Annotated in this window: 13 protein-coding genes; 5 read left to right on the top strand and 8 right to left on the bottom strand. The window is 69.6% G+C overall.

Features of this window, described 5'->3' with window-relative positions; all coding sequences use genetic code 11:
• Window positions 1–53: 53 nt before the first annotated feature.
• Genes MBA17_RS13745 through MBA17_RS13720 form a run of 6 tightly spaced genes read right to left on the bottom strand, consistent with a single transcriptional unit; the run spans window position 54 to window position 7,040 of the window.
• Window positions 54–1,061, bottom strand: a complete 1,008-nt coding sequence (locus tag MBA17_RS13745) for a sugar phosphate isomerase/epimerase family protein (RefSeq protein WP_238496815.1) — start codon at window positions 1,059–1,061, stop codon at window positions 54–56.
• A complete protein-coding gene (locus MBA17_RS13740) occupies window positions 1,058–2,239 on the bottom strand; it encodes a Gfo/Idh/MocA family protein (protein WP_238496814.1) in 1,182 nt (393 codons plus the stop codon). The genes MBA17_RS13745 and MBA17_RS13740 overlap by 4 nt, the downstream gene beginning before the upstream one ends.
• 15 nt (window positions 2,240–2,254) lie before the next feature.
• Window positions 2,255–3,313: a substrate-binding domain-containing protein gene (locus MBA17_RS13735; RefSeq protein WP_238496813.1), complete on the bottom strand. Its 1,059-nt coding sequence runs from the start codon at window positions 3,311–3,313 to the stop codon at window positions 2,255–2,257.
• A gap of 8 nt (window positions 3,314–3,321) precedes the next feature.
• Window positions 3,322–4,341 carry an ABC transporter permease gene (locus MBA17_RS13730; RefSeq protein ID WP_238496812.1) on the bottom strand — a complete coding sequence of 340 codons (1,020 nt, stop codon included), beginning with the start codon at window positions 4,339–4,341 and terminating at the stop codon, window positions 3,322–3,324.
• On the bottom strand, window positions 4,338–5,852 hold the full coding sequence (locus MBA17_RS13725) for a sugar ABC transporter ATP-binding protein (RefSeq protein ID WP_238496811.1): 1,515 nt from the start codon (window positions 5,850–5,852) through the stop codon (window positions 4,338–4,340). Before MBA17_RS13725 ends, MBA17_RS13730 begins: the two co-directional genes overlap by 4 nt.
• A gap of 15 nt (window positions 5,853–5,867) precedes the next feature.
• Entirely contained in the window at window positions 5,868–7,040 is a 1,173-nt protein-coding gene (locus tag MBA17_RS13720; RefSeq protein WP_238496810.1) for an ROK family protein, read from the bottom strand.
• A 284-nt stretch (window positions 7,041–7,324) separates the two neighbouring features.
• On the opposite strand from MBA17_RS13720, the gene MBA17_RS13715 reads away from it, so the two are divergent.
• A complete protein-coding gene (locus MBA17_RS13715) occupies window positions 7,325–8,518 on the top strand; it encodes an ROK family protein (protein WP_238496809.1) in 1,194 nt (397 codons plus the stop codon).
• A gap of 103 nt (window positions 8,519–8,621) precedes the next feature.
• Entirely contained in the window at window positions 8,622–8,984 is a 363-nt protein-coding gene (locus tag MBA17_RS13710; RefSeq protein WP_238496808.1) for a DUF1801 domain-containing protein, read from the top strand.
• Between the two features lie 72 nt (window positions 8,985–9,056).
• On the opposite strand, the gene MBA17_RS13705 is transcribed toward MBA17_RS13710, so the two are convergent.
• Window positions 9,057–9,953 carry an SDR family oxidoreductase gene (locus MBA17_RS13705; RefSeq protein WP_238496807.1) on the bottom strand — a complete coding sequence of 299 codons (897 nt, stop codon included), beginning with the start codon at window positions 9,951–9,953 and terminating at the stop codon, window positions 9,057–9,059.
• Window positions 9,954–10,195: 242 nt separating this feature from the next.
• Here MBA17_RS13705 and MBA17_RS13700 point away from each other — a divergent pair, with 242 nt between their 5' ends.
• Window positions 10,196–11,254 (top strand): NAD(P)H-dependent amine dehydrogenase family protein, encoded by a 1,059-nt coding sequence (locus MBA17_RS13700; protein ID WP_238496806.1) that lies wholly within the window; start codon window positions 10,196–10,198, stop codon window positions 11,252–11,254.
• 385 nt (window positions 11,255–11,639) lie between these two features.
• Window positions 11,640–12,497 carry an MBL fold metallo-hydrolase gene (locus MBA17_RS13695; protein WP_238496805.1) on the top strand — a complete coding sequence of 286 codons (858 nt, stop codon included), beginning with the start codon at window positions 11,640–11,642 and terminating at the stop codon, window positions 12,495–12,497.
• A 114-nt stretch (window positions 12,498–12,611) separates the two neighbouring features.
• Here MBA17_RS13695 and MBA17_RS13690 read toward each other — a convergent pair whose 3' ends face one another.
• Window positions 12,612–13,460, bottom strand: coding sequence for a helix-turn-helix transcriptional regulator (locus tag MBA17_RS13690; protein WP_238496804.1), 849 nt, complete (start codon window positions 13,458–13,460; stop codon window positions 12,612–12,614).
• 138 nt (window positions 13,461–13,598) lie between these two features.
• Here MBA17_RS13690 and MBA17_RS13685 point away from each other — a divergent pair, with 138 nt between their 5' ends.
• Complete coding sequence (locus MBA17_RS13685) at window positions 13,599–14,378, top strand: NAD(P)H-dependent oxidoreductase (protein ID WP_238496803.1); 780 nt, start codon at window positions 13,599–13,601, stop codon at window positions 14,376–14,378.
• Window positions 14,379–14,578 lie beyond the last annotated feature (200 nt).

The raw sequence follows: 14,578 nt of genomic DNA, 5'->3' as shown, positions 1-14,578 counted from the left end.
CCACACCCGTTCGGAAGGTATGGCCGGCGTGGTCTCGCTGCGTGGACGGCGGGTCAGTCGGAGGCGAAGGCGGCGTCGAAGGACGTGGTGGGCGGTGTGATCGCGTTGAGTTCGCGGATGTAGGAGAGGGCCTCGGGGGCGCCGTCGAGGCGGTCCATGCCGGCGTCCTCCCATTCGATGGAGACCGGGCCCTGGTAGCCGATGGAGTTGAGGGCGCGGAAGCAGTCCTCCCAGGGGACGTCGCCCCGGCCGGTGGAGACGAAGTCCCAGCCCCGGCGCAGGTCGGCCCAGGGCAGGTGGGAGGAGAGCCGGCCGCGGCGGCCGTCGCCCACGCGGACCTTGGTGTCCTTGCAGTCGACGTGGTAGATCCGGTCGGCGAAGTCGAGGATGAAGTTCACCGGGTCGATCTGCTGCCACACCATGTGCGAGGGGTCCCAGTTCAGCCCGAACGCCGGGCGGTGCCCGATGGCCTCCAGGGTGGCGACCGTGGTGTGGTAGTCGTAGGCGATCTCGCTGGGGTGGACCTCGTGCGCGAACCGCACGCCGACCTCGTCGAAGACGTCGAGGATCGGGTTCCAGCGGGCGGCGAAGTCGGCGTACCCGGCCTCGATCATGGCGGGCGGCACGGGCGGGAACATCGCCACCGTGTGCCAGATGGAGGAGCCGGTGAAGCCGACCACCGTGTCCACGCCGAGCAGGGCGGCGGCGCGGGCGGTGTCCTTCATCTCCGCCGCGGCGCGCTGCCGTACCTCCTCGGGGTCGCCCGAGCCCCAGATTCGGGCGGGCAGGATCGCCTCGTGGCGCTGGTCGATGGGGTGGTCGCAGATGGCCTGGCCGAGGAGGTGGTTGGAGATCGTCCAGACCTTCAGGTTGTGCTTGTCGAGGGTTTCGAGCTTGCGGGCGACGTAGGTGTCGTCGGCCAGGGCCTTGTCGACCTCGAAGTGGTCGCCCCAGCAGGCGATCTCCAGACCGTCGTAGCCCCAGCCGGATGCCAGCCGGCACACCTCTTCGAAGGGCAGGTCGGCCCACTGGCCGGTGAACAACGTGACGGGGCGGGTCATACTTCCTCCACGGGTACGTATCGGCTGTCGTGGGCAGCGCTGTGTTCGACCGCCGCGAGCACCCGCTGCACGCGCAGGCCGTCGTCGAAGGACGGGGTGGGGTCGGTGTCGGCGACGATGGCCTCCAGGAAATCCTTCACCTCGTGGGTGAAGGTGTGCTCGTAACCCAGACCGTGCCCGGGCGGCCACCAGGCGTCCATGTACGGATGGTCGCCCTCGGTCACCAGGATCCGCCGGAACCCGGCCTCGGCCGCGGGCAGGGTCTCGTCGTGGAACCACAGCTCGTTCATCGACTCGAAGTCGAAGGCCAGGCTGCCCCGGGAGCCGTTCACCTCGATCCGCAGCGCGTTCTTCCTGCCGGTGGCGAACCGGGTGGCCTCGAAGGAGGCCAGCGCCCCGCCCTCCAGCCGGCCGATGAACAACGCAGCGTCGTCCACCGTCACCTGCCCGGTCGATCCGCTCCGGCCGTCGCCGGAGAGCCCGGCCGACGCCTGCGCCAGCGGGCGTTCCTTGACGAACGTCTCGGTGATCGCCGAGACGCCGGCCAGGTTCTCCCCGGTGATGAAGGAGACGCTGTCGATGATGTGCGCGCCGATGTCGCCCAGCGCGCCGGACCCGGCCCGATCCTTGCGCAGCCGCCACACCAGCGGGAACTCGGGATCGGTGATCCAGTCCTGGAGGTACTGCGCCCGCACGTGCCGGATCGTGCCCAACCTGCCCTCGGCGACCAGCCGGCGGGCCAGCGCGATCGCCGGAACCCGCCGGTAGTTGAAGGCCACCATCGAACGCACTCCCCTGGCCGAGGCGTCCCGGGCCGCGGCCGCCATCGCCTCGGCCTCAGCGACCGTGTTGGCCAGCGGCTTCTCGCACAACACGTGCTTACCCGCCTGCAGCGCGGCGATCGCGATCTCCGCGTGCGTGTCGCCAGGGGTGCAGATGTCCACGATCTGGACGTCGTCGCGGCGGATCAGCTGCTTCCAGTCATGCTCCACAGCCGCCCAGCCGAGACGTCCGGCGGCGTCGGCGGCGTCGGCGGACCTGCCGGACAGCGCCGCCATCGCGGGCCGTACCGGCAGGTCGAAGAACGCGTCCACGCTGCGCCATGCCTGGGAGTGAACGCGGCCCATGAAGGCATAGCCCACGATGCCGACCCCCAGCGCCGGCCTGTTGTCACGCACGAAATGATCCCCCGATCAGGATTCGAAGCCCAAAGGCAGGTACTGCCCCACGTTCTCCTTGGTGATGGTCTCCGAGGCCAGCGTGATCGACTGCGGGACCTGGTTCTCCACCAGGTCGCTCATCCCCTTGCCCTGCGCGACCAGCCGGGCCAGCTTGATCGCCGAGGAGGCCATGGTGGGGCTGTAGGTCACCGTCGCCTCCAGCACGGAGCCACCCGTCTGGATGTCACGCATGGCGTTGGCGGAGCCGGCGCCGCCGACCATGAAGAACTCGTCGCGGCCGGCCTCCTTGATCGCCGCGAGCACGCCGATGCCCTGGTCGTCGTCGTGGTTCCACATCGCGTCGATCTTCTTGTGGGCCTGGAGCAGGCTGCTGGCGACCTCGTTCCCCGACTCGACGGTGAACTGGGCGTCCTGCTTGGCCGTGACGCTGAAGCCGTGCGACTTGAGCGCGTCGGCGAAGCCCTTGCTGCGGTCCTGGGTGAGCGGCAGGGTCGCGATGCCCTGAATCTCGACGATCACCGGATTGGTGACCTTCTTCTCCTTGAGCTTGGCCGCGACGTGGTTGCCTGCGGCCACGCCCATGCCGTAGTTGTCGCCGCCGATCCAGGTCCGGTACGACAGCTTGTCGGGGAAGACCCGGTCCAGGTTGATCACCGGGATTCCGGCGTCCATCGCCTGGCGGGCCACCTGGTTGAGCTGCCCGCCGTCGTTGGGAAGCACCACCAGCGCGCTGACCTTCTGCTGGATCAGCGACTCCACCGCAGAGATCTGCTGGTTGATGTCGTTGGTCGGCTCGACCGGGACGAACTCCACGTCGGTGAATTCCTTCGCGGCGGCCTCCGCGTTCTTGGCGATCGCGGCGATCCAGCCGTGGTCGGCCGCGGGGGCGGAGAACCCGATCCGCACCTTCTCCCCCGGCTGGTCGTTCGCGCCGGTCGCGGCCGGCTGCGGCGCCTGGCTCGCGGCGGGCGCGGCCGCCGGTTCGTTGCTGGTGCACGCGGTGACCAGGGCACCGGCGCCGACCACGGCCCCGCCGAGCAGGAAGCCACGGCGTCCGACTCTCTCGCTCATTCGTTCTCCTAGGTGCGTGTTTCGAGGCTTCGCCTCTGGAGCAGTACGGCGACGATGATGATCAGCCCTTTGGCGATGAGCTGGTCAGCGGTGTCGAGACCGTTGAGGATGAAGAGGTTGGTGATCAGGGTGAAGACCAGCAGGCCGAGGATGGCGCCGATGATCGAGCCGCGGCCGCCGGTCAGCAGGGTGCCGCCGATGATCACCGCCGCGATCGCGTCCAGCTCGTACAAGTCGCCGTGGGTGGAGGCGCCGCTCGTGGTCCTGGCCATGATGATGATCGCCGCGATGCCGCAGCACAGGCCCGACAGGGCGTAGAGCAACATCGTGTGCCTGCGCACGTCGATGCCCGCCAGCCGCGCGGCCTCCGGGTTGCCGCCCACCGCGTAGGTACGGCGGCCGAAGGTGGTCCGGTTCAGCACCAGCCAGCCGATCACCACCACCAGCGCGAAGATGTAGACCAGCAGCGGCACCCCCAGCACCCGCGTGGTGGACAACTCCACCAGCGCGTTGTCGGATGGGATGAGCTGGCTATTCCGGTCCGACATCCGCTGCGCGAGCCCGCGCGCGGCGACCAGCATCGCCAGCGTGGCGATGAACGGCACCAGCCGCCCGTAGGCGATCAGGAACCCGCTCACCAGCCCCGCTCCGGTCCCGACCAGGATCGCGCAGACGGCCATCACCACCGGCCCGTACGACTGGGTGGCCAGTGTCGTGGCCCACACCGACGCCAGCGCCATCACCGCGCCCACCGACAGGTCGATCCCGCCACCGATGATCACGAATGTCATGCCGACCGTGATCACGCCGATGGTCGAGGCCAGAGTCAGGATGCTGACCAGGTTCGACGTCGTGGCGAAGTTCTCCGGCCTGGTCACCAGCCCGACGAGCGCCAGCAGCACGATCGCCAGGACCAGGCCCACGTGCCGTGCCTCGCTGATCCGGCCCAGCCGCACCGCGCCGGCGCTCCGCGCCCTGGGCTTGACTTCACGCTCTTCCACGGGCGGCACGGGTGTCGCCTCTTTCACCGGAATCCTCCTGTCGATGTGGCCATGACCAGATCGAGCACCTGGTGTTCGTCGAGATCACGGGCGGCGGCCTCGTGCACGACCGCGCCCTCGCGGATGACGAGCACCCGATCGGCCAGGCCGAGCACCTCGGGTACCTCGCTGGAGACCAGCAGCACGCCGATCCCCTCGTCGGCCAGCCGCCGGATCACGGCGTAGAGTTCCGCCCGCGCCCCCACGTCCACGCCGCGGGTCGGCTCGTCCAGCAGCAGCAGTTTGCGGCCGTTCACCAGCCAGCGCGCCAGGACGGCCTTCTGCTGGTTGCCGCCCGACAGCGTCTTGATCGGCCTGCGCACGTCACCGGGCCGGATGTCCAGGGTCTCCGCCAGCGTCCGCGCCTCGGCCAGTTCCCGCCGCCGATCGATCCAGCCGAACCGCGAGAAGCGCTCCAGCCCGCCGAGGGTGATGTTGCGGGCCACGCTCTGGTCGAGCAGCAGGGCCTGCGCCTTGCGTTCCTCCGGAGCCAGTCCCATCCCCAGTCGCACCGCCCGGCTCGTGCTGCCCGGCCGTACGGCATGGCCGTCCAGCAGGATTCGGCCGGAGGCCCGGCGCGCGCCGTAGATCGCCTCGACGATCTCCGAGCGGCCCGAGCCGACCAGTCCGGCCAGCCCCACGATCTCGCCCGCGCGCACCGAGAACGACACCCCGGAGACGACTCCCGGCACCACCAGGTCCGTCACCTTCAGCACCTCGGCACCCGGCGGCTCGGTGCGGCGCGGCGGGAACACGTACTCCACGTTGCGGCCCGTCATCAGCGACACGATCTGGGAGGTCGGGGTGTCCTTGGCGGGCAGCCCGACGGCGGCGGTCCGGCCGTCCTTGAGCACCGTCACCCGGTCGCCGATCTCCCGGATCTCCTCCAGCCGGTGTGAGATGTAGACCACCGCCACGCCCTGCGCGGTCAGTTCCCTGATGATCCGGAACAGGTTGCCCACCTCGTCGTGGGACAGCGCCGCGGACGGCTCGTCCATGATGATCAGACGGGCGTCGTGCGACAGCGCACGGGCCATGCTGACCACCTGTTTGCCCGCCGGCGACAGCCGGCCCACCTCGCCGCCCGGCCGGATCTCGCCGTGACCGAGGCGGTCGAGCAGTTCGCGGGCGGCACGGTTGCTCTCCGCCCGGCGGGTGAACCCGAGGCTGGCCTTCTCGTGTCCCAGGAAGATGTTGTCGGCCGCGCTCAACCCGTCGACCAGGTCGAGTTCCTGGTAGATCGTCGAGATGCCGAGCCGGATCGCGGCCGTGGGATTCGCCGCGCGCACCTGCGCGCCGCCCAGCGTGATCGTCCCCTTGTCGGGCAGCTGGGCGCCGGCCAGGATCTTGATCAGGGTCGACTTGCCCGCGCCGTTCTGGCCGAGCAGGCAGTGCACCTCGCCGGCGCGGACCTCCAGGTCCACGCCGTCCAGCGCGCGCACCCCGGGGAACTCCTTGACGATCCCCCGCATCACCAGGAGAGGGGCGTCCTCAGACATGGGACCTCCGATCGGTCATGACGCGCTGAACACGTGGTCGCTCGCGAGGCTGGCCGCGCCGATCACGCCCGCGGTCTCGCCGAGCTCGGAGAGCACGATGGGCAGGTTGCCGGTCGCGAGCGGCAGCGAACGGCGGTAGACGACGCTCCTGATCTCCGCGAGCAGCACGTGGCCCAGCCGGGCGACACCGCCTGCGATGATCACGAGGCCGGGGTTGAAGAAGCTGACCAGGCCGGCCAGCACCACGCCGACCCGCCTGCCTCCGTCGCGGATGAGCCGGGCCGCCGCCGCGTCGCCCTTGTCCGCCGCGATGGCCACGTCCCGCGCGGTGAGCGAACCGGCCGCGGCGAGCCGCTCCGCCAGGTACGGCGAGCGGCTCGCGACGGCCTGTGCCTCCCTCGCAAGGGCGGCGCCCCCGAAATAGGCCTCAAGGCAACCCGTGTTCCCGCAGGCGCAGACCGGGCCGTGGTCGTCGACCCGGATGTGGCCGATGTCGCCGGCGCTGCCCGACACGCCGCGGTAGACCTTGCCGTCCACCACGATCCCGCAGCCGACGCCGGTGCCGATCTTGACGAGCAGGAAGTCGCCCACCTGCTTGGCGAGCCCGGCGTGCAGTTCGCCCAGGGCCATGATGTTCACGTCGTTGTCGACCACGGCCGGGCAGCCGAGTTGCTGGCCGATCGTCTCGCGCACCGGGTAGCGGTCCCAGCCCGGCATGATCGGCGGGGCGACGGGCCGGCCGTCGCGGAAGCTGACCGGGCCCGGGACGCCGATCCCGGCGCCCTGCAGACGGTGGTAGTGGCCTTCGTCGCGCAACTTGCCGAGCAGGTCCAACGTGCGGTCGAGGACGTACGCCGGGCCGCGCCGTACGTCGCAGGGCTCGTTCGCGTGGCCGATGATCTCCAGCTCGCCGTTGGTGACGGCCACGTCGATCGAGGTCGCGCCGACGTCGACGCCGGCGAATCGCAGGCCCTCCGCCAGCCGTACCATGCCTGATCGGCGGCCGCCCCTGGAGGCGGCGAAACCGGCCGATTCCACCAGGCCCAGTTCGACCAGCCGGCCCAGTTCCAGGGTGAGCCTGGATCTCGACAGCTCTCCCAGGTCTCCCAGCTCGGCCCGGGAGCGGGGGCCGTCCCGGAGCAGCAGGAGCAGGCCGGCCTGCTGCGCGTTCTCCGGCCGCAGCGACATCCGCTTCACAGTGCCCCCCACATCGGAGTGACCTGAGCAGAAGCTAACCCCGGCTGCGGCGCCTTGTGAAGACCTTTTGACACGCCAGCCTCAACTTCCGCCCAGATCGGCGAAAGTTCGCGTGAGTCCGCGAGCACCGACAGCATCGGCGGACGCCTGGCCTATGTCCTTCATGTTTCGGGATGCTAAGCGCGACTTATGATTGCGGTCAAGCAAAAGTCTGTTGACGTAGGCCATAATGAGATCTGGGATCATCGGAAGCGACATCGCGAAAGGGGGCGGTCTTGGCCCAGGACACGCTGAGCGAGGCCGGCGGAGGCCCGGCTGCGGGAGCGGGAGCGCTGCTCTCGATCCTGCGCGACGGCCAGGCGCGCACGCGCGCCGAGCTGGTCCAGCTCACCGGCCTCGCGAGATCCACGGTTTCGCAGCGGCTCGACGCACTGCTCACCCAGCGGTGGATCGTCCCGGCGGACGACGCCATCTCCTCGGGCGGACGGCCCGCCGTCGCCTTCTCCTTCAACCGGGACGCCCGGATCGTGCTCGCCGCCGACCTGGGCGCGACCCACGCCCGGCTGGCCGTCACCGACCTCACCGGAGCGGTCCTCGGCGAGCACACCGCCGACCTGGCCATAGACAGAGGTCCCGAGCACGTGCTCGGATGGCTGGCCACGGCGTTCGAGGAGTTGCTCGCCGAGTGCGGCCACCGGCTGCCCGAGGTGTGCGGCATCGGCGTCGGCCTGCCCGGACCGGTGGAACACGGCACCGGACGGCCCGTCAACCCGCCGATAATGCCCGGCTGGGACGGTTTCCCCGTGCCCGCCTGGCTGGGCGAGCGCCTCGGCGCCCCCGTGCTGGTCGACAACGACGTGAACATCATGGCCCTGGGCGAGCACTGGACGGCCCGCCCCGAGACCGACCACCTGATCTTCGTCAAGATCGGCACCGGCATCGGCTGCGGCATCATCGCGGGTCGCCGGCTGCACTGGGGCGCCCAGGGCGCGGCGGGCGACATCGGCCACATCCAGGTGCCCTCCTTCGACGACGTGGTCTGCCGCTGCGGCAACGTCGGCTGCCTGGAAGCCGTCGCCAGCGGCGGCGCCCTGGCCGGCCGGCTGAAGGCGGCAGGCGTCGAGGCCACCGGCAGCCGCGACGTGGTCCGCCTGGTCAGAGCCGGCAACACCCAGGCCGTCCAGCTCGTACGGCAGGCCGGACGCGAGGTCGGGGTGGTCCTCGCCTCGATCGTCAACTTCTTCAACCCCGCCGTGATCGTGATCGGCGGCGACATCGCCGAGGCGGGAGAGCACGTCCTCGCCGGAGTCCGCGAGGTGATCTACAGCCGGTCGCTCCCCCTGGCCACCCAGCACCTCAGCATCCGCGCCAGCGACCTGGGCGACCGCGCGGGCGTCATCGGCGCCGCGGTCATGGTCATCGAGCACGTGCTGGCCCCGGACGCGGTCGATCGGACCATCGCCACCTGATCACGTCCGGCACCCCGGCCACCACCCCTAAATGTGGTCCGGAACCCCAGAAAACGCCGAATGCGATTGATCATCTTATGGCGCGGTGATAGAAACTAGCAGCATGACCGAGACAAAGAAGGTAAACGAGTTCCTGGGCAAGCTCGAACACCCGATGAAGGCGGAGATAGCAGCCGTCAGAGACATTTTCGTAAAGGCCAGCTCCAAGATCGAGGAAGATATCAAGTGGGGCGGCCCCAGCTTCTTCTACAAGGAGGACCTGGCCAGCCTCAACCCGCGGGTCAAGAATTACGTGCCCGTCATCTTCCACAAGGGCGACCTGCTCAAGGACGAGTCCGGCCTGCTCGAAGCGGGTCCCAAGGGCCGCGCCTACGCCAAGTTCCACAGCATGGAAGAGATCGAGGCCAACAAGGACGTGCTGGAGAAGCTGGTGAACGACTGGATCGAACTGATGGACAAGTCATAACCGCTCCATAACGGCCGGACGCCGCACCACCCGTCCATTGAGGTGATGCGGCGACGCGTATGGAGCCAGGGGTCAGAGCATGGCCCTCATGGAGGCGCTGGCCTGCTCACCGAGAGTGGTGGGGGTCAGGTAGGGCTGTTCGGACATGATGGCATCCCAGTTGTCGCGGATGTCCTCGACGGTGTGGTCGTCCTGGCGCCAACCGGGCCCTTCGGCGACGAACACGCGGGCCACCCGGCCACCGCCCACGCTGAAGACCTCGCCGGTGGCGCCGCAGGTCTCGTGGGCGAGGAAGGCGACCAGGGCGCTCACCCTCTCCGGAGTGAACTTCGCCTCGAACTCGGCGGGGAGCAGCGCCTCGGTCATCCGGGTCCAGGCGATCGGCGCGATCGCGTTGGCCTTGATGTTCGCCCGCGCGCCCTCGATGCCGAGCGTCTTGGTCAGGCCGACCAGACCCATCTTCGCGGTCGAGTAGTTCGCCTGGCCGAAGTTGCCGAACAGGCCCGCCGGCGACGACGTGTTGACGATCCGCCCGTACCCCTGCTCCTTGAGGTAGGGGAACGCCGCCCGGCTGACCAGGAACGCCCCCCGCACGTGTACGGCGAGCACGGCGTCGAACTCCTCGACGGACATCTTGCCGAACGACTTGTCGCGCAGGATGCCGGCGTTGTTGACGACGATGTCGAGCCTGCCGAAGCCGTCGACGGCGGCGGCCACGATCGCCTTGGCGCCCTCGGGAGTGGCGACGTTGTCGGTGTTCGCGACGGCCTCGCCGCCGTTCTTGTTGATCAGCTCCACCACGTCGGCGGCCGGCCCGGCCGAGGCGCCGGTGCCGTCGAGTGAGCCGCCCAGGTCGTTGACGACCACCTTGGCGCCGCGCTCGGCCAGCAGGAGCGCGTGCGAGCGTCCCAGACCATGGCCGGCGCCGGTCACCAGCGCGACCTTTCCGTCAAACCGCAGAGCTGCCATGCGCCCTCCCAGAAGAATAAGGTTCTAGTTACCAGAACAATAGCCTGCCTTCTCCTTTCGCGACATCGCTGGAACGTTTCGGATAGACGCAGGTCACAGGGGGTCACTCCGCTGAAACGTTGCAGATAGTGATCGGACGAGTAAATTCCTGCTAGAGTTTCGCACTCCCCGAACGGGCGTGGGTCAGCGTCGACTCCCCTCCCAGCACGGCCCCCGCCACACATCTGGGCTGGAGGCTCTGCATGCCCGTACAGCCGCCCTTTCGCGTGGTCCAGTGGGCCACCGGCGCGGTCGGACGTTGCTCGTTGCACAACCTGATCACTCGCCCCGAGTTCGACCTGGTGGGCGTCCTCGTATACGACCCCGACAAGGTGGGCCAGGACGCCGGGCGGCTCGTCGGCCTACCGGACACCGGCGTGCGCTGCACCGACGACGTCAAGCAGGTGCTGGCACTCGACGCCGACTGCGTCCTGCACATGCCGTTGCCCGCGTCCTACTTCGGCGGCGACCACGTCAGCGATCTGGAGTCGATCTGCACCCTGCTCGCCTCCGGCAAGAACGTCATCACCACCACCGGGTTCGTCCATCCCCGCTCCTACGGTCCGGGCGTGGTCGACCGCCTGGAGACCGCCTGCCGGGCAGGGTGCAGCACCCTGCACGGCACCGGCATCAACCCGGGGTTCATGAGCGACCTGCTCCCGCTGGCCCTCACCGGCCTGTCCAGCCGGGTCGACCACATCTTCGTCCGCGAGTCCTCCGACTTCAGCGGGCATCCCTCCCGGCAGATCGTCGTCGACCTGATCGGGTTCACCCGCTCCCCCAAGGACTACGCGACGGCGGTGCGCCCCTTCCGCGCCTTCCAGCGGGCCCTGTTCGCCGAGAGCGTCCAGCTCGTGGCCGACGCGCTGGAGGTCACGCTCGACGAGGTGGAGGAGAGCGACGAGTTCGAGCTGGCCCGCGAGGAGTTCGAGATCGCGGCGGGCACGGTCCTCCCCGGCACCGTGTGCGCCTCCCGCTGGGTGTTCTCCGGGCTGGTCCGCGGCCGGCCGATCATGACCATCGAGTGCGTCTACAAGGCCGACGCCGCCCGGGTCCCCAGGTGGGCGGAGCCCGGATTCACCCTGCACATCGAGGGCATGCCGCAGATGACGGTCACCGTGAACGAGGTGTCGCACGGCCTGGCCGGCGCGGCCGCGCACGCGGTCAACTCGATCGCCGCCGTGTGCGCCGCCGCCCCGGGCATCCGCACCGTCCTCGACCTCCCCCTCGCCACAGGCCGGGGAACCGTACGGCTCGCCTAGTCTCATTGGACAAACAACGCAGAACGGTCGCTCTTAGCGGAGACACCCGAACGAATTAATATATGCACTCATCCTAGAAATGCAGAAAGCCGACCGAAGCACCATAAAGGCCGACGGGAAGCTGGTCCCGGAAGCGAGCGCCGCCCCCGATGAGATTGCGCGGGCGGTTTTCGTCAAGTGAGTCCGAGCCGGAGCGTGGGAGCCGCGACTGGCAGACAGAGGGAGCTTGCGCTCAACTGTCAGTGCTGTTGATCGTGGCAGTGACTTTCCGTGATCTCCAGGGGCGTATCGGCTCCATGTCCCACCGGTCTCGTCGAGCAGCACGTTCAGGAGCCGGTGCTGGGCGAGTCACCACCCGCGTGCAAGGCGTGGCAAGATCGCGGCCATGTCCCTCAGCGTCCCCCGCGTCCGAATCGGCTCGACCGAGATCATTGCCCTCGCCGATGGCGAGGGCCCATTCTTCTCCCCGCGCGCCGAGGCCTTCCCCGAGGCCACGGCCGCTCAGTGGGCCGAGGCCGACCGCTACGACCCGGGCGCGGTCGACGCCGAGGGCCGCTGGCGGCTCCAGTTCCGCGCGTACGCGATCCGCAGCGACAAGGGCCTCACCATCGTGGACGCCGGGATCGGTCCAGCGGACAGCCCGGCCCGCTCGTGGGCGCCCGTGCCCGGTGCGCTCCCCGAATCGCTCGCCGCCGCGGGCATCGACCCGGCAGAGGTCGACACCGTGGTGCTCACGCATCTGCACACCGACCACGTCGGATGGGCGGTCGTGACCGAGGCGGCCGTCCCATCAGCGGGCGGCGCCCCTGCGCCCGGCAGCGCGACCGGCGACCGCCGCCCCTACTTCCCGAACGCCGAATACCTGCTCCAGCGGGCCGAGTTCGACGCCCTCGACGCGCTCAACCCGCAGCTTCGCGAGACCCTCACCGACCCTCTCGTGGCGGCCGGTCGGCTCCGGCTCCTCGACGGGGACACGCCGCTGCGCGCCGGGCGCACGGTCGCCACGCCCGGTCACACGCCCGGGCACCAGAGCGTGCTGGTCGCCGACGGGCGCGAGCTGGCGCTCGTCACCGGCGACCTCCTGGTGCACGCGCTCCAACTGCTCCACCCCGAGCTCGCCTACTCGCACGAGATCGACCCTGAGGCGGCCAGGCACTCAAGGAAGCGCATGCTCGGCCGCGAAACCGCCACCACGCTGCACCTGGCGACACCGCACCTGACGGAGCCGTTCATCTCGGCGTGATCGCGGCCGTGTCCGCGCGCATCGGACAACGACGATCGTGAACTACATCGGTACAGCCGTTGGCGCCGAGAATGATCATGATCGGCTCGCACAGCGATCGTCCCCGAAGCGGGGTTACTCGCGGACCTGAGCGTTCACTGTGGGATGCGCGTCACCGCTGTCCGCGCCCAGGCCCGCGAGCAGGCGCAGCCCGTCCTCGGCGGGGCTGCCGGGGACTGCGGACAGCACCAGCAGCTCCATGCCCGATTCGTCCGGTAGTGCGAAATTCTCCTGGTGCAGTTCCAGCAGTCCGACCAGCGGGTGCCGGTACGCCTTGCGTCCATGTGTGCGGGCGCGCACGTCCGCGCGGGCCCAGAGGCGGCGGAAGCGCTCGCTGCCCATCGCCAGCTCGCCGATGAGCGAGGCCAGGCGGGGGTCCTCGGGGTATTTGCCGGCGGCCAGGCGCAGGTGCCCGACCACGTCGAGGGTGCATTTCTCCCAGTCCGCGTAAAGGCCGCGCTCGGTCTCCTCAAGGAAGATGTGCCGGGCGGTGTTCAGGCCCGGCATCGGCCGGCCGTAGAGGAGCCCGGCGAGGCGGTTCCCGGCGAGCACGTCCAGGCGGTAATCCATGATCAGCGCGGGCGCGTCGGCGACCAGGTCGAGGACGCGCAGCAGCTCCGGCCGGACCCGCCCGCCCGGCGCCTTCGCGCGGCGGCGGCGCTGCCGGGCGAGCCGGTAGAGGTGCCCGCGTTCGGTCTCGTCGAGGCCCAGGACGCGGGCGAGCGCGTCGAGGACCTGCTCGGAGGGCTGGGTCGCGCGGCCCTGCTCCAGGCGTACGTAGTAGTCGACGCTGACTCCGGACAGGTGTGCGACCTCTTCGCGGCGCAGCCCTTCGACCCGGCGGCGGCTGTCGGTGGGGATGCCGACGGTCGCCGGGTCGACCCGGGAGCGCCGGGTCCGCAGGAAGCCCGCGAGATCGTCCATGCCTCCAGTATGGCCTCGGTGGTGCCCGTGAAGGTGGTCCTGCCATTACCAGGAAGTCCCGTCCGATGGAAGAGGCGCCCCTGAACGCCGGGCGCCGCAACTCCCAGAATCGAAGGCACCCGACCCGAAGGAGTTCCCATGAAGACGCTGATCGTCTACGCCCACCCGGAGCCGAAGTCGCTCAACAGCTCGCTGAAGGACCTCGCGGTGTCCACATTGGAGACCGCCGGGCACGAGGTACGGGTGAGCGATCTGTACGCGATGAACTGGAAGGCGGTCGTGGACGCCGCGGACTACGGCCCTGACGCCTCAAGTCCGCTGAAGGTCGCCCTGGACTCGGGCCGGGCCTTCGACGCCGGGACGCTCACCCCGGACATTCTCGCCGAGCAGGAGAAGCTGCTGTGGGCCGACACGATCATCTTCCAGTTCCCGCTGTGGTGGTACACGATGCCCGCGATCCTCAAAGGCTGGGTGGACCGGGTGTTCACCTACCACTTCGCGTACGGCGTCGGCGAGCACAGCGACACCAAGTACGGCGAGCGCTTCGGCGAAGGCACCCTCGCGGGCAGGAAGGCTCTGCTGTCGGTGACCGCCGGCGGCCCGGAGTCGCATTACGCCGCTCGCGGGATCAACGGCCCCATCGACGATCTGCTGTTCCCGATCCACCACGGCATCCTCTACTACCCGGGCATCGAGGTGCTGCCGCCGTTCGTGCTGTACAGCACCGACCGGATGACCAGCGAGGACTACCCGGACATCGCCAAGGCCTGGGAGCAGCGCCTGCTCACCCTGGAGTCGACCGAGCCGATCGCGTTCCGGCGGCAGAACTTCGGTGACTACGAGATCCCCTCGCTGCACCTGGTGGAGGGCCTGGAGCCCGCGGGCCGCACGGGTTTCGGGCTGCACGTGCGCGGCTGACCGCCGGCGATGGACAGGACGAGCCGGGGCGCGAACCCCGAGGAGCAGCCCGAGGGCCGTGGCGGCGGTGAGGGCGAGCGCCAACGGCTGTACCGATGTCCCCCAAGGCTGTGAATGACGCCCTCGGCGGCACACGGTCAACCATGCGAAACCACCGGGAGAATTCCGTACGGCCGGCGCGGCGGCACACGCGCCGTATG

This window comes from Dolomitihabitans soli, from assembly GCF_022213955.1.
GTDB lineage: Bacteria > Actinomycetota > Actinomycetes > Streptosporangiales > Streptosporangiaceae > Streptosporangium_A > Streptosporangium_A soli.
This window is presented reverse-complemented; position numbering and strand designations above follow the sequence as displayed.